This window comes from Streptomyces sp. CB01201, assembly GCF_002803085.1.
Taxonomy (GTDB): domain Bacteria; phylum Actinomycetota; class Actinomycetes; order Streptomycetales; family Streptomycetaceae; genus Streptomyces; species Streptomyces hundungensis.
The window spans coordinates 58,230-81,022 of record NZ_NNBJ01000012.1 but is presented as its reverse complement, the minus strand read 5'-3'; the positions used below and the strand labels follow the sequence as shown (position 1 = coordinate 81,022).

Annotated in this window: 23 protein-coding genes; 10 read left to right on the top strand and 13 right to left on the bottom strand. The window is 70.5% G+C overall.

Annotated elements, in window-relative coordinates; all coding sequences use genetic code 11:
* Positions 1-72: 72 nt before the first annotated feature.
* The 4 genes from CG740_RS24915 to CG740_RS24895 form a co-directional block, all read right to left on the bottom strand.
* On the bottom strand, positions 73-1,428 hold the full coding sequence (locus CG740_RS24915; RefSeq protein WP_100577493.1) for a hypothetical protein: 1,356 nt from the start codon (positions 1,426-1,428) through the stop codon (positions 73-75).
* A complete protein-coding gene (locus tag CG740_RS24910) occupies positions 1,418-1,948 on the bottom strand; it encodes a DUF6114 domain-containing protein (RefSeq protein WP_100577492.1) in 531 nt (176 codons plus the stop codon). The genes CG740_RS24915 and CG740_RS24910 overlap by 11 nt, the downstream gene beginning before the upstream one ends.
* Positions 1,949-2,046: 98 nt before the next feature.
* Complete coding sequence (locus CG740_RS24905) at positions 2,047-2,745, bottom strand: DUF6230 family protein (protein WP_100577491.1); 699 nt, start codon at positions 2,743-2,745, stop codon at positions 2,047-2,049.
* A gap of 645 nt (positions 2,746-3,390) precedes the next feature.
* Positions 3,391-4,362: a tetratricopeptide repeat protein gene (locus CG740_RS24895; RefSeq protein WP_100577490.1), complete on the bottom strand. Its 972-nt coding sequence runs from the start codon at positions 4,360-4,362 to the stop codon at positions 3,391-3,393.
* Positions 4,363-4,659: 297 nt separating this feature from the next.
* Here CG740_RS24895 and CG740_RS24890 point away from each other — a divergent pair, with 297 nt between their 5' ends.
* Together CG740_RS24890 and CG740_RS39865 are read left to right on the top strand one after the other, a co-directional pair.
* A complete protein-coding gene (locus tag CG740_RS24890) occupies positions 4,660-5,295 on the top strand; it encodes a TetR/AcrR family transcriptional regulator (protein ID WP_376212686.1) in 636 nt (211 codons plus the stop codon).
* 122 nt (positions 5,296-5,417) lie between these two features.
* On the top strand, positions 5,418-5,582 hold the full coding sequence (locus tag CG740_RS39865; RefSeq protein ID WP_159030402.1) for a hypothetical protein: 165 nt from the start codon (positions 5,418-5,420) through the stop codon (positions 5,580-5,582).
* Between the two features lie 86 nt (positions 5,583-5,668).
* Here CG740_RS39865 and CG740_RS24885 read toward each other — a convergent pair whose 3' ends face one another.
* Positions 5,669-6,697: an SDR family NAD(P)-dependent oxidoreductase gene (locus tag CG740_RS24885; protein WP_199846561.1), complete on the bottom strand. Its 1,029-nt coding sequence runs from the start codon at positions 6,695-6,697 to the stop codon at positions 5,669-5,671.
* The gene (locus CG740_RS24880; RefSeq protein ID WP_100577488.1) at positions 6,694-7,839 is read right to left on the bottom strand and encodes a UDP-N-acetylglucosamine--N-acetylmuramyl-(pentapeptide) pyrophosphoryl-undecaprenol N-acetylglucosamine transferase; all 1,146 of its coding nucleotides are present in this window, start codon (positions 7,837-7,839) and stop codon (positions 6,694-6,696) included. The genes CG740_RS24885 and CG740_RS24880 overlap by 4 nt, the downstream gene beginning before the upstream one ends.
* 63 nt (positions 7,840-7,902) lie before the next feature.
* On the opposite strand from CG740_RS24880, the gene CG740_RS24875 reads away from it, so the two are divergent.
* From CG740_RS24875 to CG740_RS24865, 3 genes are read left to right on the top strand one after another with little or no spacing between them, the layout of a single operon-like run.
* Positions 7,903-8,598, top strand: a complete 696-nt coding sequence (locus CG740_RS24875) for a response regulator transcription factor (protein WP_100577487.1) — start codon at positions 7,903-7,905, stop codon at positions 8,596-8,598.
* Positions 8,595-10,004: a HAMP domain-containing sensor histidine kinase gene (locus CG740_RS24870; protein WP_100577486.1), complete on the top strand. Its 1,410-nt coding sequence runs from the start codon at positions 8,595-8,597 to the stop codon at positions 10,002-10,004. Before CG740_RS24875 ends, CG740_RS24870 begins: the two co-directional genes overlap by 4 nt.
* Before the next feature lie 35 nt (positions 10,005-10,039).
* Positions 10,040-10,867 (top strand): serine hydrolase domain-containing protein, encoded by an 828-nt coding sequence (locus tag CG740_RS24865; RefSeq protein WP_100577485.1) that lies wholly within the window; start codon positions 10,040-10,042, stop codon positions 10,865-10,867.
* A gap of 93 nt (positions 10,868-10,960) precedes the next feature.
* On the opposite strand, the gene CG740_RS24860 is transcribed toward CG740_RS24865, so the two are convergent.
* From CG740_RS24860 to CG740_RS24850, 3 genes are all read right to left on the bottom strand, one after another.
* Positions 10,961-12,661, bottom strand: coding sequence for an acyl-CoA mutase large subunit family protein (locus tag CG740_RS24860; RefSeq protein WP_100577484.1), 1,701 nt, complete (start codon positions 12,659-12,661; stop codon positions 10,961-10,963).
* A gap of 164 nt (positions 12,662-12,825) precedes the next feature.
* A complete protein-coding gene (locus CG740_RS24855; RefSeq protein ID WP_100577483.1) occupies positions 12,826-13,164 on the bottom strand; it encodes a DUF3817 domain-containing protein in 339 nt (112 codons plus the stop codon).
* Between the two features lie 372 nt (positions 13,165-13,536).
* On the bottom strand, positions 13,537-14,043 hold the full coding sequence (locus CG740_RS24850; protein ID WP_100577482.1) for a MarR family winged helix-turn-helix transcriptional regulator: 507 nt from the start codon (positions 14,041-14,043) through the stop codon (positions 13,537-13,539).
* Positions 14,044-14,267: 224 nt separating this feature from the next.
* On the opposite strand from CG740_RS24850, the gene CG740_RS24845 reads away from it, so the two are divergent.
* On the top strand, positions 14,268-15,281 hold the full coding sequence (locus tag CG740_RS24845; RefSeq protein WP_100577481.1) for a glycoside hydrolase family 6 protein: 1,014 nt from the start codon (positions 14,268-14,270) through the stop codon (positions 15,279-15,281).
* Between the two features lie 49 nt (positions 15,282-15,330).
* On the opposite strand, the gene CG740_RS24840 is transcribed toward CG740_RS24845, so the two are convergent.
* The 4 genes from CG740_RS24840 to CG740_RS24825 form a co-directional block, all read right to left on the bottom strand.
* On the bottom strand, positions 15,331-17,286 hold the full coding sequence (locus tag CG740_RS24840) for a kelch motif-containing protein (protein ID WP_100577480.1): 1,956 nt from the start codon (positions 17,284-17,286) through the stop codon (positions 15,331-15,333).
* 3 nt (positions 17,287-17,289) lie between these two features.
* Positions 17,290-19,056, bottom strand: coding sequence for a glycosyltransferase family 2 protein (locus CG740_RS24835; protein WP_100577479.1), 1,767 nt, complete (start codon positions 19,054-19,056; stop codon positions 17,290-17,292).
* 208 nt (positions 19,057-19,264) lie between these two features.
* A complete protein-coding gene (locus tag CG740_RS24830) occupies positions 19,265-19,561 on the bottom strand; it encodes an MTH1187 family thiamine-binding protein (RefSeq protein WP_100577478.1) in 297 nt (98 codons plus the stop codon).
* Positions 19,558-19,902 (bottom strand): DUF3817 domain-containing protein, encoded by a 345-nt coding sequence (locus CG740_RS24825; RefSeq protein ID WP_100577477.1) that lies wholly within the window; start codon positions 19,900-19,902, stop codon positions 19,558-19,560. Before CG740_RS24825 ends, CG740_RS24830 begins: the two co-directional genes overlap by 4 nt.
* A 162-nt stretch (positions 19,903-20,064) precedes the next feature.
* Between CG740_RS24825 and CG740_RS24820 the strand changes: the two genes are divergently transcribed.
* The 4 genes from CG740_RS24820 to CG740_RS24805 all read left to right on the top strand — a co-directional run bounded on the left by CG740_RS24820 (position 20,065) and on the right by CG740_RS24805 (position 22,744).
* Positions 20,065-20,697 carry an AIM24 family protein gene (locus tag CG740_RS24820; RefSeq protein ID WP_100577476.1) on the top strand — a complete coding sequence of 211 codons (633 nt, stop codon included), beginning with the start codon at positions 20,065-20,067 and terminating at the stop codon, positions 20,695-20,697.
* On the top strand, positions 20,697-21,347 hold the full coding sequence (locus tag CG740_RS24815; protein WP_100577475.1) for an AIM24 family protein: 651 nt from the start codon (positions 20,697-20,699) through the stop codon (positions 21,345-21,347). The genes CG740_RS24820 and CG740_RS24815 overlap by 1 nt, the downstream gene beginning before the upstream one ends.
* Entirely contained in the window at positions 21,344-22,120 is a 777-nt protein-coding gene (locus CG740_RS24810; RefSeq protein WP_100577474.1) for an AIM24 family protein, read from the top strand. Before CG740_RS24815 ends, CG740_RS24810 begins: the two co-directional genes overlap by 4 nt.
* 147 nt (positions 22,121-22,267) lie before the next feature.
* Entirely contained in the window at positions 22,268-22,744 is a 477-nt protein-coding gene (locus tag CG740_RS24805) for a MarR family winged helix-turn-helix transcriptional regulator (protein WP_100577473.1), read from the top strand.
* Positions 22,745-22,793: the final 49 nt, after the last annotated feature.

Here is a 22,793-nt window from a genome sequence, read left to right as displayed (position 1 = left end):
GGCCGTGGACCGCACCCCCTGGAGGGGGATGCGGTCCACGGATCAACTGCGGCTCCCGGATGGGTACTTGGGTTACGTCGTCGGATTGCCCTCGGTGACGTAGTTGTGCAGGCCGGGGACTGTCAGCGTGCCGCCGAACTGACCGGCCTGACGGACCGTCACATTGGTGAAGATGGCGAGCGGGACGTTCAGCGGTGGCGGGGTCGCCGGGCTGAAGGTGACCGGGATGAGGCCGAAGAGGTTGCCTTTCAGCTCCTCCGTGTACATCGTCACGGTGCCGTTGGTGATGGTCGAGGTCGAGCCGGAGCGCGCCACGACGTGGGCGGTCGTGGGCTTGCCGTTCACCTCGGGTCCGTACACCTGCTGGTCCAGGTTGTCGATCTTCACGGACGAGGCCGTGAACTTGAGGACCTTCTTCGTCGTGTCGCCCGCCTTCACCTCGACGATGCCCTCGTAGTTCAGGCCCACCAGGGTGAGCTTCGAGCTCTTGAGGATCCATGGCTGGGTCGGCAGCGTCGGCACGCCGCCGTCCAGCTTGGCCGCCGCGAGCGCCTTCGGGTCGGCGGTCGGGCACGGGAAGGGGGGCTTGGCGCCATCGGGGATGGCCGCGTCCTTCTTCGGGTCCAACCCCTTTGCCGCGTCCGGGAGTTCGGAGACCTTCTGGCCCGTCTCCTCGGCCGCCTTCTTGATCTCCTCCGCCGTCTTGTCCAGCGCGCTGCCGCCCGGCTTCGCCGCGGGAGTGCTCGGCTTGGCCGACTTCGTCGACGGCTTGGCCGAGGACTTGGGCGTGGCCGTGCTCGCCGACGGCTTCGGCGCGGGCGGTGTCGAGTCGCTCGGCGTGGGCGTCGGAGACGGCGTGTCGTGAATGCCGAACAGATCCTTGAGCGCGTCCCCCAGACCCAGCGGGTCCAGCGGGTTCTTCGTCTTGGCAGCCGGCGGCGTCGCAGGCGCGGACTTGCTCGCCGGCGGCTGGGCCGTCGACGGCTTGCCCGAGGGCTGGGTCGCGGGCTTCAGGAGCTTGTCCACGGCGTCCCCGGCCGAACCGGAGGCGGTGGGCGTGGGCGTCTTGGAGTCGGCGGCCTTGTCGTCCGCCTTCTTGTCCGCCGACGCCGACGCCGACGGGCTCGGCGACGCCTTGCCGGACGCGCTGCTCGACGGGCTCGGCGAGGCCGAGGGACTGTCCGAGCGGGTCACACACGGGCCGGGAGCGAACGGAATGTCCGTCTTCTCGTCGGCCATCGCGAGCTTGGGCGTGAGGCTCATTCCGACCAGCACGGCCGTGGGCATGGCGGCGAGTGCCATCGCCTTGCCTGCGGGCATGTGCCACTTGGTCAGCAGCGACTTCCTCGGGGCCGCGTGCCGCGGCCCCTTTCTTCCCCGCGGGTCGCCGCCTCCGGTCGAGTCCAGCTGCGTCTCGTCACCCCGCACTGTTCCTCCCGCCGTTGGCGTCAACTGTCGTTTCGTTAGCGGCGGTTGCCGACGGCTCCGACTCGCCCTCCGGCGCGGGACCGGCGGGCGTTACGTCCGTCGACTCCGTCTGCTTGTCCCCTCGACGCGGCTTGGCCGGCACCCAGGCACAGGCGAGCGCACCGCCGAAGAGGGCGAGCAGGAAGCCGATGACGAAGCCGCCGATGTTGGCGATGGGGATGGAGATCAGCGCCAGCAGGATCGCCGCGATGCCCGCGAACGTCCGCACCACGCTGTGGAACCACATGGTGAGACCGAGCGTGACCAACAGGACGCCGATGATGAGAGAGCCCGCACCGGCCGTCGTCGACATCGCCAGCGTGACGTTGCCGAGGTGCATGTTGGCGTACGGGAAGTACATGATGGGCACGCCGCCGGCCATGGTGAAAAGCCCGGCCCAGAAAGGCCGCTGGCCCCTCCACGCCCGGAACCGAAGCCGCCAGTATCGGAAGTCGCGGGAACCCGTGGTCTCGGCGCTCATGGAAACAGCTCCCTGGTACCGCAATTGCTGTGAGAAAGATGGAGAGGTTCCAGTGGCCGCTGAACTCCGAAGCGGTCAGCGGCCACTGGACGGAGTGCTTACTGGTTGCGCCACTCCGTGGCCCAGGGCTGGCACTCGTTCTTCTTCGGATCCTTGTCCACGGCCAGACTGAGCTTGAGACCGGGAAGCTTGAAGGACCCGGCCGTGGTGGCCCACGCCCGCTGCTCCACGTCGCTCAGCACCGCCTTGTCGGCGCGCTGGGCGAAGCCGTACTGCGAACCCTTCGGGATGTTCCCGTCCTTGTCCCGCTGCATCTGCGTGACGAGGTTGCCGTCCTTGTCCCTCTTGCCCTCGCCGGCCGCGACACCGATGTCGATGTGGGTGAACTGGGCGTTGGTCGAGAGCTCGGAAACATCCAAGTAGATGTTGTCCGCCTGGATCTGCTGCGACCCACCCGCCTTCAGCTTCATCGTCACGTAGCCGAGCAACGGCACCGGCTGAACGACCGACTGACACATCTTGTCGATGCCGGCGTGGCTGAAGCCCGAGACCACCACCGGGTGGTTCTCGTCTCCACCCGCGAGGTTCTTGCCGGTGGCAACGCTTCCGTACTGCAACAGATTGTCGCCGTCCAGCTTCTCGGCCGTCACCTTGAAGTCGACACCCGACACACTGAACGACGCCGCAAGCGCGCCCTGTGCCAGGCCGACGCCGATCGCGGCCGTCGCGGCCACGCTCGGCACCATGACCAGCGCGAACCGCTTCCATCTGGTCCCGCCACGTACTTGGGACTCCATGACTTTCCTCCTTCTCGGACGTACATCTCCGGGACGGACCCTCAAGGGCTGTCACGGGATGGGAGAAGTGCTACGTCCTCGGGAAGGGGAGCGCACGGGAGGTCGACCGCGTACGACTCGCGCACCTCGTCCGACACCGGCGATCACCCCCGAGCGACAACCACTGGCCACGCATTCGCGCAACCTCTGGACAGGCCCTGCCGGAGAGCAGAGACCCCCCTGTCCACGGCCGGTGCCACTGGTCACCGGCCGGCCCGGTGGGGACCCAAGTGGGCGGCAGCGCCGAGTGGCTGTCGGGCTGGTGCGTTATTGGACCGAGCGTGGCCGATCGTGGTCCATTCGGAGCCGTGGCACAAGGGGGTTCGTTACTAGCCAGTAACGGCCTGATAACCGAGGCGCGACCGGCGGGTATCGACCGGGCACGCAGGGTGCCGTCGAGGTGCCGGACAGAAGGTGAAATCGCCGCAGAAAAGCGGACGTAAGATGCGGCTCAACTTACTGGAAGTAACAGCGGCCGCGTTTACCAAGTTTTGGTAAAACGCGGCCGCCTCTTGTCTCTCTGTCGCCAAATCGTCCGCCGCATACCGCGTTTCGGGACTCACTCGGTGACAGGTTCATGAACGTCCGAGGACGTTCAGAGGTGGGTCAGAAGAGCACCCTCGCCAGCGCGGTTCGGGCCGCCGAGACGCGCGGGTCGTCCCCGCCGATCACGTCGAAGAGCTCCAGGAGCCGGACCCGGGCGGCATCGCGGTCGTCACCGAACGTGCGCCGCACGGTCTCGACGAGCCGGCCGAAGGCGTCCTCGACATGACCGCCGACCAGATCGAGGTCGGCCGCGGCGATCTGGGCCGCCACATCGGCCGGCTTGTCGGCGGCGTCCTTGCGGACCTGGACGGGGTCGAGCGACTGGACGCGCTGGAGCAGTTCGGCCTGCGCCAGGCCCAGCTTGGCCTCGGGGTTGCCGGGGTCGTCGCTCAGCACGTTCCTGTACGCCTGGACCGCACCGGCCAGATCGCCCGAGTCGAGGGCGACGACGGCCGCTTCGAGCAGGGCGTCGTAGGGACCCACCGGGGCCGGCGCCTCGGCCGCGGGCACGGCGGCCGCGTTCGGGTCGACCGCGATGCCGGTCAGGCCGAAGCGCTCCTCGGCGACCTGCACCAGCTGGTCCAGGGTCTCGCGGATCTGCGCCTCCGGGGCCGCGCCCTGGAAGAGGGGCAGCGCCTGGCCGGCGACGACCGCGAAGACGGCCGGGATCCCCTGGATCCCGAACTGCTGCATCAACATCTGGTTCGCGTCGACGTCGATCTTGGCAAGGAGGAAACGGCCGTTGTACTCGACGGCGAGGCGTTCGAGCAGCGGGCCGAGCTGCTTGCAGGGCTCGCACCACTCGGCCCAGAAGTCGATGACTACGGGCACCTCGGCGGAGCGGGTCAGTACGTCGCGCTCGAAGGACGCCTCGTCGACATCGATGACGAGGGCGGACGGCGCGACCGCCGGGACCCCGCCCTGCCGGGCGGCCTCGGCTCGCGCCTGCTCCGCCTTGCTCTTGGCCTCACCGGCCGCCTTCACCGCGGCGAGGTCGACGACGCCGCTCATGGACATGTTCCTAGGCTGCATGCGTACATCCTCCCCCTTCCGCGACGGTGCGTGGTGATCCGGTGGCAGGATCCGGGTCCGCCCGATGCCTCCCGCCGAATTGCGAGACATCGAAGCGCCCGGATCGAGCCAGGCGTACTTTTCTTGTGGCACCCGGGTCCCCACCCGGTGCCCTCACATGTGGTTGTCGCGGAAGGCCGCTCAAAGTCTTTCGCTACGAGCCGTAGCGTAACTGGTGCGAGCACTCGCGCGCAGGGTGATCTCGCGCACACCGCACGCCCCCTGGCGCGATTGCTACCGGCCGGTATGGTCGCCGTCATGCCTTCCTCATCCCGCGCCGCGAGCCCGTCCTGTACGGGTCGTACGGGCCGCCCCCGCAGCCCCGAGGCCGATGCCGCGATCCTGCTGGCGACCCGGGAGGCGCTGGTGGACCTGGGCTGGTCGAAGCTGACGATGGGGGACGTGGCGACCCGGGCCGGCGTCGCCAAGACGACCCTCTACCGACGCTGGGCGGGCAAGAACGAGCTCGTCGTGGACGCGGTCGCGGTCCTCTTCGACGAGCTCGAACTCCCGGACCTGGGCAGCCTGATGGCCGATGTGGAGGGCGTCGTCCTCCAGTTCGCGGCGCTGCTCGAACGCCCCGAGACGAAGACCGCGCTGATGGCGGTGGTGGCCGAATCCACCCGGGACGACGCACTGCGCGGACGGATCCGCTCGGCCATCGTCGACCGCCAGAAGCGACTGGTGCTGGTCGGCCGCGAGCGCGCCCAGGCCCGGGGCGAACTCCCCTACGAGCCCGACCCGACGGCCTCCGCCCGCCACACCGACCTCATCTTCGACGTGGTGGCCGGAGCGGTCGTGCACCGGGCGCTGGTCAGCGCGGAGCCGGTGGACGAGGCATGGGCCCGCGACTTCACCCTGCTGATCTGCACGGGGCTCGCCGCGACGGCCTGACGCCAGATCGGAAGGTGGCCCCGGTATCGGACGGGGGCCTGTACCAGAGCGTGGCCCAGGTGTGGCCGGACCGTGATCCTCCCCGGTGCCGCGCCGCGACCCCGGCCTGCCACGCTCGCGGAATGGGACGAACACCGGGGTGGCCCGACGAACCCGACGGCGTCTACCAGGAGGGCGAGCCGGGCAACGAGGTCAACTGCTGCCTGGCCTCCTGCTGCCTGTTCTTCATCGGCGCCTGGATCCTCCTGCTGTGGACGGTCGCCCACGCGCGCCACATGTTCGTCTGACGGCTGAGACCTGATGGCGGATCAGGCCTGACGGCTGAGACCTGATGGTGAGTCAGGCCTGATGGTGAGTCAGGCCCGACAGCAGCTCAGACCTGATAGCGGCCCGGCGCGAACAGGGCGAGGTTCTCCTCCACCCACGCCGAGGTCTGCTTCAGGCCTTCCTCCAAGGTGACTTCCGGGCTCCAGCCCGCCCACTCGCGGGCCCGGGTGTTGTCCGAGAGCAGGCGTTCCACCTCGCTGCCCGAGGGACGCAGGCGGGTCGGGTCGACCACGACGGAGGCTTCGCGGCCGGACGCGGCGATCAGGGCCTCGGCGAGGTCGCCGATCGCTGTCTCGCGGCCCGTGCCGAGGTTCACCGCATGGCCGAGCGCGCGGTCGCACTCGGCGACCGCGAGGAAGCCCCGCGCGGTGTCGGTGACATACGTGAAGTCGCGCGTCGGGGTCACCGAGCCCAGCTTGATCTCCCTTGCGCCCGAGTGCAGTTGGGCCAGGATCGTGGGGATCACGGCGCGGGCCGACTGGCGCGGGCCGTAGGTGTTGAAGGGGCGCACCACGGTGACCGGGAGCTCGAAGGCGTGCCAGTGCGAGAGCGCCATCATGTCGGCGCCGATCTTGGAGGCGGAGTACGGCGACTGCGGCTGGAGCGGGTGCTCCTCGCCGATCGGCGCGGTCAGGGCGGTCCCGTACACCTCGCTGGTGGAGGTGTGCACGAGGCGGCGGACGGAGTGGCGCCGGCAGGCCTCGGCCACGTTCTCGGTGCCGACCACGTTCGTCTGGACGTAGGCGCCCGGGGAGTCGTAGCTGTACGGGATGCCGATGAGGGCGGCGAGGTGGAAGACGGTGTCGCAGCCGGCCACCGCGTCCGAGACCCGGCCGGCGTCCCGGACGTCCCCGGCGATCATCTCCACCGCGGGGTGGTTCAGCAGATGGGCCAGGAAGCCCTTCTCGGCGTACGGCTTGTAGTGCACGAACGCCCGGACGTTCGCGCCGAGTTCGACCAGCAGGTCGACGAGGGTCGAGCCGATGAAGCCCTCGGCTCCGGTGACGAGGACGGTGCGGTTGTGCCATGCGGTGGCGGTGTTCACGCTGGCGGTGTTCATGCCGACGGTGCTCATGCTGCGTACTCCCTGGTGTGCGAGGTGGGGTAGGAGGCGAGTTCGAGGACCCGGGCGGCCAGCAGATCGGCGGCGCGGGCGTGGTTGCCGGGGTCGGCGGCGCCGCTCATCGCGGCGAGCCGGGCCGGGTCGGCCAGGAGCGGCTCGACGAGTCCGGCCAGGCGGAACGCGGTGGTCTCGGCGTCCGGCACGAGCAGGCCCGCGCCCGCGTCGGACAGGACCCGCGCGTTGTGGGTCTGGTGGTCGCCGGGCGCGTGCGGATAGGGCACGAGGACGGCGGGCACACCGGTCGCGGCGAGTTCGGCGACGGTCGCGGAGCCGGCTCGGCACACGACGAGGTCGGCGGCGGCGTACGCGAGGTCCATCCGGTCGAGGTAGGGAACCGCACGTGCGCCGGGCAGGCCCGACAACTGCCGCTCGGTGTCGGCAAGTTGGGCCGGTCCGGTCTTGATGAGGAGGTGGACGTCGGGCCGGTCGCGCCACCGCTCGGCCAGGCCGACGGCCGCCGCGGTGAGCCGGGCCGCGCCCAGGCTGCCGCCGTTGACCAGCACGAGCCGCGCCCCCGGCGGCACGCCGAGCGCCCGCCGGGCCTCGGTGCGCAGCGCCGGGCGGTCCAGCGCGGCGAGCGAGGCGGCGATGGGCATGCCGGTGGTGAGGGCGTCCTGGCCGCCCGCGAGGTGGGCGCGGCTGCGGTCGAAGGCGACCGCGATGTGGGGGGTGAGCCGGGCCGCGAACTGGTTGGCGCGGCCCGGCACCGCGTTGGACTCGTGGATGAGGCTGGGCAGCCCGGCCATCCTGGCGCCGACGATCACGGGAGCGCTCGGATAGCCGCCCATACCGACGGCGACCTGGGCGCCCTGCGCCTTGAGGATGGCCCGGCACTGCGCGCCCGACCTCAGCAGTGCGGCGGGCAGCAGATACCGCTTGGCGCCGAGCGAAGGGTCGAAGGGGATCATGTCGACGGTGTGCAGCCGGTACCCGGCGCGGGGTATCAGCTCGCCCTCCAGGCCCCGGGTCGTGCCGACGAAGGAGATCACCGCGTCGGGGACGGCCCGCCGCAGTGCCTCGGCGAGCGCGAGCCCGGGGTAGATGTGCCCGCCGGTACCGCCCGCCCCGATCACTACTGACAATGGTGTGCGCATGGCACCGAGGTTCACGGGGCGGTTTAAGAGGGTTCTAAGAGCGGCGTTTGGCAGGCTTTGCCCATGAGCACCACGCGCGCGGTCAGAATTCTCGTCGTCGACGACGAGCCGGAGGTACGGGCGGCCGTCGAGGACGGCCTGGCGGTGGAGGGGTACGAGGTCCACGGCGCCCCGGACGGACTCGCGGCGCTCTCCGAGGTGGCCGCCTGGCGCCCTGACGCGATCGTCCTGGACGTGATGATGCCGGTCCTCGACGGCCTCGGCGTCTGCCGCCAGCTGCGGGCCGTGGGCGACCGCACACCGGTCCTGGTCCTGACCGCCCTGGACTCGGTGAGCGAGCGCGTGGACGGCCTGGAGGCGGGCGCCGACGACTATCTGGTCAAGCCCTTCGCCCTGGACGAACTCATCGCCCGGGTGCGGGCGTTGCTGCGTCGGGCGGCCCCCGATCCGGCCGAGCCACGGGAACTGCGGTACGCGGACCTCGTCCTCGACCCGGTCGCGCACACGGCCCGGCGGGGCGAGCGGCCGATCGACTTCACCCGGACCGAGTTCGCGCTCCTCGAACTGCTCCTGCGCAACCCGGGACAGGTGCTGCCGAGGGAGCTGATCCACGAGCTGGTGTGGGGACGCGACTTCGGGCCCGACTCCAATTCCCTTGCCGTGTACGTGGGTTACCTGCGGCGCAAGCTGGAGGCGGCGGGCGAGTCGCGTCTGGTGCACACCGTGCACGGGGTGGGCTACCGGCTGGACGCCTCATGAGCGCCCGGCGCCGCCTCGGCGCCCGCTGGCGCCGGCACCGTCCGCTGCGCACCCGGCTCGCGCTGGCCGCGTCCGCCGCGGTGGCCCTGGTCGCGGTCGGCGTGTGCACGGCCGCGTTCTTCGTGATCCGCTTCGAGCTCTACCACCAGCTGGACCTGAACCTGACGCAGTCCGCGACGCTGGCCACCCAGCAGAACCGCGGCGCGGCGCCGGGGGTGCTGGCGGGCGAGTGCCGCTTCCTGTCCGCGCCGGCGTGTTCGCAGGTGGTCCCCGCCGACCCGGCCAGGGATCCCGCGCAGCCGTATCTGCTGCCGGTGAGCCCGCCGGTGCGCCAGGTCGCATCGGGTGCGCGCAACGCGTACTACACCAACATCGCGCTGCCCGGCGGACAGCCCGCCCGGATGCTCACGCAGCGCTTCGGCGAGGGCAAGTCCCTTCAGGTGGCGCTGCGTTCGGACGGCGTACGCAAGGGAGTGGGCCAGGCGGCCGGGCTGCTCAGCGGGGTCGGGGCGGCGGGGGTGCTGCTCGCCGCCGCGCTCGGCTACTGGGTCTCGCGCACCGGTCTCGCGCCCGTGGCCCGGCTCACCGCGACGGCCGAGCGCATCGCAGCCACCCGCGACCCGAGCCACCGCATCGAGCTGCCGCCGGGCCCGCCGGACAAGGAGGACGAGGTGACGCGGCTCGCGGCCTCGTTCAACACGATGCTGGGTGAGCTGGAGCAGTCGGTGACGGCCCAGCGGCGGCTGGTCGCGGACGCGTCCCACGAGTTGCGCACGCCGCTGACGGCGCTGCGCACGAACGCCGAACTCCTGGCACGGGCCGACCGATTGACCGACGCCCAGCGCGATCGGGCCTCGGCGGCGCTCGGCCGCCAGATCCGGGAGGTGTCGGTGCTGGTCAACGATCTCATCGACCTGGCGAGGGACGAGGAGCCGACGCCCCTCCTGGAGGAGGTCCGGCTCGCTCCGCTGCTCGCCCACACCGTGGACACGGCGCGGGCCCACTGGCCGGCCACACCGTTCCAGCTGGACCTCGCCGACGCCTCGGTGACCCTGCCCGGCGTACCGGCCCGGCTCGCCCGGCTGGTCGCCAACCTCCTGGACAACGCGGCGAAGTTCAGCCCGCCCGGGGCGCCCGTCGAAGTCGCCCTGTCGTCGGCCGAGTTGACGGTACGGGATCACGGCCCCGGCATCGCGGAGGCCGACCTCCCCCATGTTTTCGACCGCTTCTACCGTGCGGAGCAGGCGCGGGCACTGCCCGGTTCTGGGCTGGGCCTGGCCATGGCCCGCCAGATCGCCCGCGCACATGGTGCCGAGCTGACGGCCCATCAAGCGCCGGGCGGAGGAGCGTTGTTCCGCCTCGCGCTGCCCGGCGGACCCCTGGTCAGGTCCAGCAGAATGTCCTGACAAGATCCGTCGGCCGACCGAGCAGGAAGAACGCGATGCCCTCCACACCCACCTGCATACTCACCGGCTCCCGGGAGCCCGTGGCCCGCGACGGTCACGCCCTCGACGCGTATGTCCAGATCGGCTCGCTCACCAAGCCGCTCACCGGCACCGCGATGATGCGCCTCGCCGCCGAGGACACGCTCCAACTGGACACCGCCGTGGAGGAGTTACTGCCCGGCGTGCCACCGGGCACCGGCATCACCCTGCGCCACCTGGCCGAGCACACCTCGGGGCTGCCGCGGCTGCCCCCGGGCCTGGGTGGGCGCGACCCGTACGCCCGCTTCGACGCGGCCGCGCTGGCTGCCGTCCTGCGCGGTCTCGACGGGCTCGCCGTCCGGGCGCCGGGGGCGGCGCAGGAGTACTCGAACTTCGGCTACGCGGTACTGGGGGCGGCGCTCTCGTCGGCGGCGGGACTGCCGTACGAGGAACTTCTGCGCCGGTACGTTCTCGCGCCGCTCGGCGTCGACGAGGTCACCGCGCGCCCGCCCGCGGACCGGCGGCTGGTCGCCCGGGGCCCGTTCGGCCGCCCGCGCCGGCCCTGGACCATGGACGGGGCGATCCTGCCGGCCGGCGGGCTGTGGGCCACCCCGCGGGCGGCCGCGCGGCTGGTGGAACGGCGGCTGGGCGAGCCCGCGCCGTCGTGGCAGCGGGCGGGATCCATGTACTGGCACAACGGGGCGACCCGGGACGCGTCGGTCTTCGCGGGGGCGCTGCCGGACGGGCGCTGGGTGCTGGTCCATCGGCTCGACGGGCGCGCGGAGTTGACGGACGAGCTGGGCGTGGGGGTGCTTCGGGGGCCGTCCGGGGGTGCGGGTGGGTGAGGGCGCAGGGCGTGCCCGGGCCGTGCGCGCGATCGCCGCACCCCTCTGCCCCTGCGGCGTCGGAGACGCCGGAGGGGCAGAGGGAGCAGTCGGTCAGAAGCCGGGCGGCTCCGTGTAGGTGCCCCACTCCTCGCGGAGCACCCCGCAGATCTCGCCCAGCGTCGCCTCCGCCCGCACCGCGTCCAGCATGGGTGAGATCATGTTCGAGCCGTCCCGCGCCGCGGCCAGCATCGCGTCCAGCGCGGCTTCGACCGCCGCGTCGTCGCGGTGGGACTTGCGGTCGGCCAGGGCGCGCACCTGCTCCCGCTCCACTTCGTGGCTGACCCGCAGGATCTCCAGGTCGCCCGTCACCGAGCCGTGGTGGCAGTTGACGCCCACCACCCGCTTGTCGCCCTTCTCCAGGGACTGCTGGTAGCGGAACGCCGACTCGGCGATCTCCCCGGTGAACCAGCCGTCCTCGATGCCGCGCAGGATGCCCGAGGTGATCGGGCCGATCGGGTGCTGCCCGTCGGGGTGGGCCCGGGTGCCGCGCTCCCGGATCTGGTCGAAGATCTTCTCCGCGTCCGCCTCGATGCGGTCGGTGAGCTGCTCGATGTACCAGGAACCGCCGAGCGGGTCGGCGACGTTGGCGACGCCGGTCTCCTCCATCAGCACCTGCTGGGTGCGCAGCGCGATCTCCGCCGCCTGCTCGCTCGGCAGCGCGAGGGTCTCGTCCAGCGCGTTGGTGTGCAGCGAGTTGGTGCCGCCGAGGACGGCGGCGAGCGCCTCGACCGCGGTGCGCACGACGTTGTTGTACGGCTGCTGCGCGGTCAGCGACACCCCGGCGGTCTGGGTGTGGAAGCGCAGCCACTGCGCCTTGTCCGACCGCGCCCCGTACTCCTCCTTCATCCAGCGGGCCCAGATCCGGCGCGCGGCACGGAACTTGGCGATCTCCTCGAAGAAGTCGACGTGTGCGTCGAAGAAGAAGGACAGGCCGGGCGCGAAGACGTCCACGTCCAGGCCCCGGCTGAGGCCCAGCTCCACATAGCCGAATCCGTCGGCGAGGGTGTACGCCAGCTCCTGCGCGGCCGTCGCCCCGGCCTCGCGGATGTGGTAGCCGGAGACGGAGAGCGGCTTGTACGCGGGGATGCCCTGCGCGCAGTGCTCCATCAGGTCGCCGATGAGACGCAGATGGGGCTCGGGCTGGAAGAGCCACTCCTTCTGCGCGATGTACTCCTTGAAGATGTCGGTCTGGAGCGTGCCGTTGAGCACGCCCGGGTCGACGCCCTGGCGCTCCGCGGCGACGAGGTACATGCAGAACACCGGCACGGCCGGCCCGCTGATGGTCATGGACGTGGTGACGTCACCGAGCGGGATGTCCTGGAACAGGACCTCCATGTCGGCGGCCGAGTCGATGGCGACTCCGCAGTGGCCGACCTCGCCGAGGGAGCGGGGATCGTCGGAGTCGCGGCCCATGAGCGTCGGCATGTCGAAGGCGACGCTCAGGCCGCCGCCGCCGGCGGCCAGGATCATCTTGTACCGCTCGTTGGTCTGCTCGGCGTTCCCGAACCCGGCGAACTGCCGGATCGTCCAGGTGCGGCCGCGGTAGCCGGTCGGGTACAGGCCGCGCGTGAAGGGGTACTCGCCGGGCCAGCCGATGCGCTCGAAGCCGTCGTAGGTGTCGCCGGGCCGGGGCCCGTACGCCGGGTCGACGGGATCTCCGGAGAGCGTGGTGAAGTCCGCGTCGCGCTTGCGGGCCTTGTCGTAACGGGCCTGCCAGCGGCGGCGGCCCTCTTCGATCGCGTCAGCGTCCATGGCACAAATTTACTTGGACGTCCTAGTAAATGTCGATGGGGGACCGCCGCGGATTGCTCGCGCGGCGGTGGGGGGTGCGGCTCGGGCTTGCCCGGGTGGGCGTTTGGGCCTGCCCGGGGCGGGGCTTGCCCGGGGCGGGGCTTGCCCGGGGGCCGCCGGGCTGGTCAGGCGCGGGCGGGTGCGGGGACGCCGGCGGCGACCTTGGACTCCAGCTCCTTGGAGACCTTGCGCTCGACGAAGAAGGCGGCGGTGGGGATCGTGCCGGCGATCAGCACCCACAGCTGCTTGCCGACCGGCCACTTCGCCTTCGAGCCCAGGTCGAAGGCGAAGACGAGGTAGATCACGTACAGCCAGCCGTGGGCGATGCCGACGATCTTCGTGAAGTCCGCGGCGCCGTTCATGTCCAGGATGTACTTGGCGATCACGCCCAGGGTCAGCAGGACCAGCAGTACGCCGGTGACGTACGCCATTACCCGGTAGCGGGTCAGTACGCTCTTTTTCATGCGGTCGAGCGTAACGGGACATGCGGGGCGATCTTCCCCCGGGTACCCCGCCCGGCCCCTGGGGCTGCGCCCCAGACCCCCTTCGCGCCTGAACGGCGCTCGTCCTCAATCGCCGGACGGGCTGAAATGCCCGAACCGGGCCAGCACCGAGACCTTCAGGGGCGCGAGGAACTGCGCGACCAGCCACGCACGGTGGACGGACGAGAGGGGGTTGGGGGCGCGGGGAACTGCGCGAACGGCCACGCACGGCCCGCAGGTGAAAGCGGGTTTCAAGGGGCGCGGGGAACTGCGCGAACGGCCGCCCCGGCTCGCAGGCGGGAACGTGCTCGGTGGGGAGTCCGGCCGTGGGCCGGGCCGTGGCGCCCTGCGGGGTTACTCCTCGAAGTCCTCGGCCGCGACCCGCAACGGGCGGAGGATCGCGAAGATCTCCCCGCACTCCTCCGCGTCGTACGCACCGAGACCGAACTCCATCGCCATCAGGTCGCGCGTGGCCTGCTCCACCACCTCGCGGCCCTTGTCCGTGATGGACGCCAGCGTGCCGCGGCCGTCGTTCGGGTTGGGGCGCTTGTCCACGAGGCCCGACTTCACGAGGCGGTCCACCGTGTTGGTGACCGACGTCGGGTGGACCATCAGGCGTTCGCCGATCTTGGACATCGGCAGCTCACCCGCCTTGGAGAAGGTGAGCAGCACCAGCGCCTCGTACCGCGCGAACGTCAGGCCGTACGGCTTGACCACCGCGTCGACCTCCGCCAGCAGGATCTGGTGCGCCCGCATGATCGAGGTGATCGCCCCCATCGCGGGCACGGGGCCCCAGCGCTGCTGCCAGAGTTCGTCGGCTCGGGCGATGGGATCGAAGGGAAGGCTGAGCGGCTTGGGCACCCGTTGACCTTACCCACTGGTCACATGCCGGTCAGCCCTGTCTCGGAGTTCGATATCCCCACCAGGAGTCCCGCCCGGCATGGCCGCCGGTGTCCCTCCCGGCCCGCACCGCCTCGCCGGCGCCCGCGGCCGTGCCGTCCGGCATGGCGCTCCCCCACACAGAGTGACCGTCATGTCACGATTGCCCGGTCCCGTGCATGCCCTCTCGACCCCCAGGGGGCCGGATGTCCCGGTACCGCATCGTCCTCGCCGCCGTGCTGCTCGCCGCCACCACCGGCTGCTCCTCCGGTTCCGGCCCCGGCGAGGCCTCCGCGACCCAGGGCCGGGCCCGGGCCGAGGCCGCCCCCGCTCCCGCGTCCGGCTCCCCCTTCTGGGTCGACCCGGAGAGCGACGCCGCCCGGCAGATCAGGCTCTGGCAGGGGCAGGGGCGTACCGCCGACGCCCAGGTGCTGCGGCGGATCGCCGATCGGCCGGTGGCGGTGTGGCCGTCCGGGGACAACCCGCGGCCCCGCATCCGCAAGGCCGTCGAGGGCGCGGCCAAGGAGCACCGGACCGCGCTGTTCGTGGCGTACAACATCCCCCACCGCGACTGCGGCAAGTACTCGGCGGGCGGCGCGAACGGCGTCGACGGCTACCGCGACTGGTACGGCCGGTTCGCGGACGCGATCGGGGACGCCCCGGCGGTCGTGGTCCTCGAACCCGACGCGGTCGCCCACATGGTCGACGGGTGCACGACGCCCGACCACCATGCCGAGCGCTACCAGCTGCTGAACGAGGCGGTCGAGCACCTCAAGACGCTGCCCCGCACCAAGGTGTATCTGGATGCGGGGAACCCGTCGTGGATTCCCGACCCCGGCAGTCTCGTCGAGCCGCTGCGGCGGGCCGGGGTGGACCGGGCGGACGGGTTCGCCCTGAACGTGTCCAACTTCCAGACCGACGACGCGGTCCGGGCGTACGGGGCGAAGGTGTCCCAGGGCCTGGGCGGCAAGCACTTCGTGATGGACACCAGCCGCAACGGCGACGGCCCGCTGCGCGACGACCGCGACCAGGCCTGGTGCAATCCCCCGGGCCGCTCCCTCGGGGCGCCGCCCTCGGTCAGCACGGGGGATCCGCTCGTCGACGCACTCTTGTGGATCAAGCGGCCCGGGTACTCGGACGGGCCCTGCCGCGGGGGCCCGTCCGCCGGCACCTGGTGGCCGGAGTACGCGCTGGGGCTGGCCAAGCGCGCACGGTACTGAGGTCTCTCGGACCGCCCGGAACCGGTCGCCCCGGACCGGACGACCCGGATCAGTCCACCCGGAGCCACTTCGCCTCGGACGGGGTGCCCTCCTGGTCGCTCACGAAGACCATGTACCAGCCGGGCGGGACGAGCGCGTGGTCCTTCGGGACGGTGATCGTGACCGAGTTCTTGTCCTTGGTCAGCCCCAGATCGATCGAGCGCTGCTCCACGTCCGTGGTGTGGGTGACCGCGCTCGGCCGCATCAGCCGGGCCTTGACGACGCGCTCGGGGTGGTCCGTCCTGAAGGTCGCCTTCCCGTCGGCGGCCGCGGCCTCGGGGCCGTCGCCGAGTGCGGGACGCTTGTCCTTGTCGCGGTAGAGGTAGGGCGGGGTGTAGACCTCCATGCGCTGCTCGAACTTGCCGAGCTTGGTGTTGTTCTTGTCGCCGAACAGCGAGTCGGAGCCGAAGGTGGCGACCCGGCCGTCGGGCAGCAGCAGCGCCTCGGAGTGGTAGTTGCGCCCGATCGTGGGGTCGGCCGCCTCGCGGAAGGCGTTGGTCTTGGGGTCGTAGAACTGGGCCTTGAGGATGTTGGAGCCGCCCCGGCCCCGGTAGTCGGACGAGCCGCCGCTGGTGAAGACGGAGTCGTCCGGCATCAGCACGCTGTTCAAGTACCGCGTGCCCTGCGGGAGTTCGGGTCCGGACTGGAAGACCGGGCTGTTCTGCTTCAGGTCCACCACGGCGGTGCGCGGGGTGGCCTTCTCGGACTCGCCGACCCCGCCGCCGCCGAGCAGCATGAAGCGCTGGTCCTGGGCGGGCGGCAGCAGGAGTGAACTGGCCGTCTCCAGCTGGTCGGTGGCCTTCAGGCCGTCGATCTTGGTGAAGGTGTTCTTCTCGACGTCCCACACGCCCGGCTCGCGGCCCTTGTTGGCGGGTCCGTAACCGGAGTTGGCACCGGAGTAGAAGAGCTTGCCGCCCTTGGTCAGGAACAGGGAGGGGTAGGTCGGGAAGTAGCGGGTCGGGCCCTTGGACCACTTCTTGGTCTTCGGGTCGTAGATCTCGTTGTCGCCCTGGATGATCGCGCCCACGTCGTCGAGCCCGGAGACGGCGAGCACCTTGCCGTCCTGGAGCGTGGTGAGCGTCGGGTACCAGCGGGCCTCCTTCATGGGGGCCACCGGGACGTACTTCTCCGCCTTGGGGTCGAACTCGTACGCCGCCCTGATCCCCTGGTAGTCCTGCTTGTCCATGGTTATCTTCTCGGCGAGCCCGTACACGTTGTCGGCGTCCTTGCCGGTCATGCCCTCGACCTCGTACTGGGCCTGGTCGGTGGCGACCGACTGGGCGCCCGGCGCCACGGCCTCGACGAAGACACGCGCCTCGGCGGCGGTGGTCTTGGTCTTCCAGGGCTTCATCTGACCGGTCGCGTAGTACGAGATCTCGAACTCGCGCTTGGCGCGCGGCACCGTGACGTCGAACCTGGAGACGTACTCCACGCCCGACGGGGAGCGGAACTTGGTGCCCTTCTTCAGGGTGACGGGCTTGTTCGGGTCCTCGTTCTTGACCCGCATGCCGCCGCCGGCCCGCTTCACCTCGCCGTCCAGGACCTCGTAGCGGGCCGTGCCGCCGGCCACCAGGAGGTTGCCGTCGGGGAGTTGGGCGTGGCCGCCGCAGAAGAAGTCCTCGGGGGTGGGGATCTTCTTGAAGGTGTTGTCCTTCGGGTTCCACAGGACGGTGTCGAAGGTGCCCGCGTCGAAGTGGTCCTGCTTGTTGCCGGAACCCGCGATGATCAGGACCTTGCCGGTGTGCAGCAGGGCCGTGTGGATGGCGTTGGTGCGGTACTCCTTGGGGATGTCGACGTCCTGCCAGGCGCCGAACTTCGCCATGTACTCGGGCTGTGCGATCTGGTACTCGTGGTACTGCTCGGTCGCGAAGGAGACCGCGGCGGGTGCGTTGAGTCCCGCGAGGACCACTACGGCGCCGCCGCCGAACAGGGTCTTCTTCGTCCGTTTCGAGGGCCGGTAGGCCATGGCTCAGTTCCCTCCTGTCGTCGTGGCGATGGCGGGTTCCGCCTCGCCCGTGGTCTTGGGCTTGTGGTCGGCGGGCTTGGCCGCGCCGCGGGCCGTGGCGCGTTCGCGCAGCGTGGTCCAGGCCCAGATCGCGGCCGGGGCCAGCGCGATGCACAGGGCGAGCACGGCCCAGGTGCGCATCGCGACATGGGTGTGCCGGTAGTACACGGAGGCGACCAGCGAGCTGGTGAGCACGGCTGCCCAGAACAGGTGGATCCGGAAGGTCCACAGCCGGTCGGGGCTGGTCTGGCCGCCCTTGGGGGTGACGACGAACCGGCCGCGGGTGCGCAGCACGGCCGAGCCGAGCGACTTGAGGTAGATGGGCGCCGAAAGGGCCGACATGCCCATCCCGGCGAGCCCGCCCGAGCCCTCGGGTTCGTGCGGCGAGACGTTGTGCCGCCGGTTCCAGAGGTAGAGCCCGATCTGGAGGGCGGCGGCGTCGCTGTAGAGCATCAGCCAGACCGACGCGCTGACCTCGGTACCGGAGGCCCCGAACCACAGGAACAGTACGCAACTGACAATGCCCAGAAGCCAGTTGACGGCCGTCATGGGGTAGTAGACGAGCATCAGGGTGTACGAGAGCAGCCGGCCGGGGGGCATGGTGAACGGCGCCTTCCAGTACTGCTTGAACAGCGTCTCGTAGGTGCCGCGCGACCAGCGCATCTGCTGGGTGAAGAAGTCGGTCCAGGAGGCCGGGCCCTCGCCGACGGCCAGCACGTCCGGGGTGTACACGGAGCGCCAGTGGCGGCCGGTCTTCGGGTTCTTGTGCCGGTGCAGTTCGAAGCCGGTGGCCATGTCCTCGGTGATCGAGTCGTACAGGCCGCCGATCTGCCGCAGCGCCGCGATCCGCACGACGTTGTTGGTGCCGACGAACATGGGCGCCCGGTAGCGGTTGCCGGCCCGCTGGATCAGCGCGTGGAAGAGGAACTGCTGGGACTCGGCGGCCTTGGTGACGGGCGAGTCGTAGTTGCCGTAGACCTGCGGTCCGACGACGAAGGCGACGTCCGGGTCGCGGAAGTAACCCATCATCCGCTCAAGGAAGTTGGGGAGCGGGGCGTGGTCGGTGTCGACGGAGGCGAAGAAGTCGTAACCGCCGCCGTGCATCGCGATCCAGGCGTTGTAGTTGCCGTGCTTGGTGCGCGCCTTGTGGACGCCCTTCTTGCGGTTCCACTCGGGGACGCCCTTGCGGGTGAAGTGGCGTACGCCCAGCTCGGCGCAGAGCGCCCGGGCCTGTTCGTCGTCGCCCTCGTCCAGGAGCCAGATGTCCAGCTTCCCGGGGTGGGTGAGCCGGACGGCCGCCTCCAGGGTGTTCCGCACCATGGATATGGGTTCCTTGCCCGGCACGTACGTGGTGAGGAAGGCGACCCGGGTGCCCTCTTCGGGGGTGACCGGAACGGGGTCGCGGGCGACCAGCGTGGCGTGGGCGACGGAGGCGACGTTGGCGACCATGAACAGCTCGATGAGCCCGATCGAGACCAGCATCGCGATGTCGAGGCCCACGAGCCAGCGTTCGCCGTCCTCGCGCTCGACCCAGTGGGTGGGCCAGACGAGATAGACGAGCAGCAGGCCGGTGAGTATCGGCGCCAGGGTCATCAGGAGGATGGCGCGTATGCGGTGCGGCTCCTGGGAGAGGAGGCTCCGGTACTGCACCCGGTAGGGCGAGGGGCCCGGATCGGTGAGCGGTCCGGCTAGCCGGCTGTGGGTGTCGTAGTCGTAGCCCTCCGGGCGCACGGTGCCCTCCAGCGGATCGTCGAGCAGGGTTCGAACGGGGTTGATATCCCCACAAAAGTGGAGAAAGCCCGGCGTGTCGACTGGAGTACTCCGAGTGAGCGGTTCTACGGTGGATCCATTTTTCGGCTGCGGGCCGCCCCTCGGCGCGCGAAGAGCCCCCGGCCTGGACGGCCGGGGGCTCTTTCGGTACTGGCTCTCGGGGCGGGTGCTACTCGGCGGCCAGGTGCCGCTCCACCGTCTCCACCTTGGACGTCAGGCCGTCCGTGACGCCGGGGCGGATGTCCGCCTTGAGCACGAGGGAGACCCGGTTCGAGCGGGCCTCGACGGCGGCGACGGCACGCTTGACGACGTCCATCACCTCGTCCCACTCTCCTTCGATGGAGGTGAACATGGCGTCCGTGCGGTTGGGCAGGCCGGACTCGCGCACCACGCGGACCGCTTCCGCGACGTACTCCCCCACGTCCTCGCCGACGCCGAGCGGGCTGACCGAGAAGGCGACGATCATGCGTTGACCACGCCTTCCTTGCGGGCCCGGGTCGCGATCACCGCGTCGTCCAGCTCGCGCCGGATCTTGCGCTCGGCGAAGAAGCCGCCGAAGGGCAGCACCGCGAGCACGAAGTAGAGCGCGCCGGTCTTCACGGACCACTTGGTGCGGTTCCAGGCGTCCAGCCAGAAGAGCACGTACAGCGTGAACAGGATGCCGTGGACCATGCCCATCACCATGACCCCGTCGAACGACGTGGTGCGCTTGAGCACGGAGCAGACCAGCAGGATCGGGAACGAGATGGCCTCGGGGAGCGAGACCAGTCGGAGTCGATGCAGGGCGGAGGCTGTCTTGATGTCCACGGGCGGGGGCACCTTCGCTGGGAGGGGCGGGCGGCGGCGATCGTCTGGCGGCGATCCGTCGGCAGCGATCTTGTGAACGCATGCACAAACGTTCCCCATTCTGACATCGCGCCCTTGCCCCTGTCGGGGCGGGTCCCCGCCCGCTAACGTCGGGCCGTGGCAATGTTCCGACTCCAGGGCAGCAAGGTGCTCGCCGTCGACATGACCGGCGACGCCGTCAAGGCGAAGAACGGCTCGATGGTCGCCTACGACGGCCAGATGGCGTTCAAGAAGATGACCGGCGGCGGTGAGGGCCTGCGCGGCATGGTCACCCGCCGCCTCACCGGGGAGCAGATGACCGTGATGGAGGTGAAGGGGCACGGCACGTGCTACTTCGCCGACCGCGCGAGCGAGATCAATCTGGTGAACCTCGACGGGGACAAGCTCTACGTCGAGTCCAGCAATCTGCTCGCCACCGACGCCGGGCTGCGCACCGGCACCACCTTCACCGGCCTGCGCGGCGCGAGCCAGGGCAACGGCCTGTTCACCACGACCATCGAGGGCCGGGGCCAGGCGGCGATCATGTCGGACGGGCCCGCCGTGGTGCTGCGGGTCAGCGGCCAGTACCCGCTGTCGGTCGACCCCGGGGCGTACATCGCCCACCAGGGGAACCTCCGGCAGAGCTTCCAGTCCGGGGTGACCTTCCGGACCTTCCTCGGCGAGGGCTCGGGCGAGGCCTTCCAGATCCGGTTCGAGGGCGAGGGCCTGGTGTACGTGCAGCCGAGCGAGCGCAACACGATCGGCGGGGACGTCTGATGCCCTTCCGCGAGATCAACTCCAAGATGGTCGAGGCGACGGTCAACCCCGGCCAGAAGATGTTCAGCCAGCGCGGCGCGATGCTCGCGTACAAGGGCGAGGTGTCCTTCACGCCCAACATCCAGGGCGGCCAGGGCGGCCTGATGTCGATGATCGGCCGCCGGGTCGCCAACGAGGCGACCCCGCTGATGACGGTGGAGGGCAGCGGCACCGTGATGTTCGGCCACGGCGGCCACCACATCCAGGTCATCAACCTCCAGGGCGACACCCTGTACGTGGAGGCCGACCGGCTGCTCGCCTTCGACGGCACCCTCCAGCAGGGCACGATGTTCATGGGCTCGCAGGGCGGGGTCATGGGGATGGTGCGCGGCCAGGTGACCGGGCAGGGCCTGTTCACCACCACGCTCAAGGGCCATGGGGCCGTCGCCGTGATGGCGCACGGCGGGGTGATCGAGCTGCCGATCACCCCGCAGCGCCCGGTCCACGTCGACCCCCAGGCCTATGTCGCCCACCACGGCGACGTACGCAACAAGCTCTCGACCGCGCTCGGCTGGCGCGACATGGTGGGCCGGGGCTCCGGCGAGGCCTTCCAGCTCGAACTGTCCGGCCAGGGCGCGGTGTACGTGCAGGCCTCGGAGGAGAAGCTGTGACCGCCCCGGTGATCTTCGATCCCCACTCGCTGCCGTCCGACGACAACGTCAACAAGTACACCTTCTGCGTGGAGCTCAAGTCGAGCCAGTGGTTCCTGCAGAAGGGCAAGATGATCGCCTACTACGGGCGGATCGAGTTCAACGGCATCGGGCACGGCCGGCTCGACCGGCTGCTGCGCACGAGCTTCCACTCCCCGCTGCACGCCGGCGACTGGGTGGTGGCCGACGGCAGCGGCAAGATGCTGCTCGCGGACCGCGCCTTCGACGTGAACAGCTACGACCTGGACGACGGCAACCTGACGATCCGCTCCGGCAACCTGCTCGCCTACCAGCCCTCGCTCGCCCTGAAGCAGTCGATCGTGCCGGGCTTCCTGACGCTGATCGGCACCGGCAAGTTCGTGGCGGCGTCCAACGGCCCGGTGGTCTTCATGGAGCCGCCGATCCGGGTGGACCCACAGGCCCTCGTCGGCTGGGCGGACTGCCCCTCCCCCTGCCACCACTACGACCACGGTTACATGACGGGCGTCCTGGGCGGAATCCGGTCACTCACCGGCCTCGGCGGAACGTCCGGCGAGGAGCACCAGTTCGAGTTCGTGGGAGCGGGTACGGTCCTGCTCCAGTCCACCGAAGTCCTGATGGCGGAGCAGGCGACCGGGCAGGTCGCCAGCGAGCCCGGGGTGCCGGGCGGCGGTCAGGGCGCCCCCGGTCAGGCCGGGGCGGCACCGCGTCTTCCCGGCCAGCTGGGGGACCTCCAGCGTCGCTTCGGCCTGTGAGCGGTAGTCTGCGGAGTGTGACGTCGAACGCCTGAGCCCCTCGGGGCTCGGCGCGGGCGCGTGCGGGGGGCTGGGGGACGGCTCACGTGCCGGGCGTCACACACACTCACTTGGTTCAGAATTCAACTTCTTAGGTAGAATCCACATATGGAGACCGAGACGGCCACGAACTGGCTGAGCGACGACGAGCAGTGCGCCTGGCGCACCTATCTGGACGTCAACAGGATGCTGACGTACCAGATGGAGAAGGATCTACAGCCGTTCGGCCTGACCAACAACGACTACGAGATCCTGGTGAACCTCTCGGAGTCGGCGGACAAGCGGATGCGGATGAGCGACCTCGCGGCCGCCACCCTCCAGTCCAAGAGCCGCCTCTCGCACCAGATCACCCGGATGGAGACCGCGGGCCTGGTCCGGCGCGAGAACTGCGAGTCGGACCGGCGCGGGCTCTTCGCCGTGCTGACCGAGCAGGGCACGGAGACCATGGAGAAGGTCGCCCCGCACCACGTCGCCTCCGTACGGCGCCACTTCATCGACCTGCTGTCGAGCGGGGCGCTCGCCGATCTGCGGGAGTCCCTGACGCCGGTCGCGGAGCATCTGCGCGGGCACCGCGGCAAGATCTGAGGCCCGGGGGCCCGCCGTCCGGCGCCACCCGGCCGGGATCCGGCTCCGG

Coding starts and splice junctions, on each gene's coding strand:
- CG740_RS24875 (WP_100577487.1), top strand. CDS start 7,903: ATGAGCACCACGCGCGCGGTCAGAATTCTCGTCGTCGACGACGAGCCG.
- CG740_RS24805 (WP_100577473.1), top strand. CDS start 22,268: ATGGAGACCGAGACGGCCACGAACTGGCTGAGCGACGACGAGCAGTGC.
- CG740_RS24865 (WP_100577485.1), top strand. CDS start 10,040: ATGCCCTCCACACCCACCTGCATACTCACCGGCTCCCGGGAGCCCGTG.
- CG740_RS24855 (WP_100577483.1), bottom strand. CDS start 13,164: ATGAAAAAGAGCGTACTGACCCGCTACCGGGTAATGGCGTACGTCACC.
- CG740_RS39865 (WP_159030402.1), top strand. CDS start 5,418: ATGGGACGAACACCGGGGTGGCCCGACGAACCCGACGGCGTCTACCAG.
- CG740_RS24840 (WP_100577480.1), bottom strand. CDS start 17,286: ATGGCCTACCGGCCCTCGAAACGGACGAAGAAGACCCTGTTCGGCGGC.
- CG740_RS24820 (WP_100577476.1), top strand. CDS start 20,065: ATGTTCCGACTCCAGGGCAGCAAGGTGCTCGCCGTCGACATGACCGGC.
- CG740_RS24870 (WP_100577486.1), top strand. CDS start 8,595: ATGAGCGCCCGGCGCCGCCTCGGCGCCCGCTGGCGCCGGCACCGTCCG.
- CG740_RS24890 (WP_376212686.1), top strand. CDS start 4,660: ATGCCTTCCTCATCCCGCGCCGCGAGCCCGTCCTGTACGGGTCGTACG.
- CG740_RS24845 (WP_100577481.1), top strand. CDS start 14,268: ATGTCCCGGTACCGCATCGTCCTCGCCGCCGTGCTGCTCGCCGCCACC.
- CG740_RS24885 (WP_199846561.1), bottom strand. CDS start 6,697: ATGAGCACCGTCGGCATGAACACCGCCAGCGTGAACACCGCCACCGCA.
- CG740_RS24815 (WP_100577475.1), top strand. CDS start 20,697: ATGCCCTTCCGCGAGATCAACTCCAAGATGGTCGAGGCGACGGTCAAC.
- CG740_RS24895 (WP_100577490.1), bottom strand. CDS start 4,362: ATGCAGCCTAGGAACATGTCCATGAGCGGCGTCGTCGACCTCGCCGCG.
- CG740_RS24905 (WP_100577491.1), bottom strand. CDS start 2,745: ATGGAGTCCCAAGTACGTGGCGGGACCAGATGGAAGCGGTTCGCGCTG.
- CG740_RS24880 (WP_100577488.1), bottom strand. CDS start 7,839: ATGCGCACACCATTGTCAGTAGTGATCGGGGCGGGCGGTACCGGCGGG.
- CG740_RS24830 (WP_100577478.1), bottom strand. CDS start 19,561: ATGATCGTCGCCTTCTCGGTCAGCCCGCTCGGCGTCGGCGAGGACGTG.
- CG740_RS24860 (WP_100577484.1), bottom strand. CDS start 12,661: ATGGACGCTGACGCGATCGAAGAGGGCCGCCGCCGCTGGCAGGCCCGT.
- CG740_RS24910 (WP_100577492.1), bottom strand. CDS start 1,948: ATGAGCGCCGAGACCACGGGTTCCCGCGACTTCCGATACTGGCGGCTT.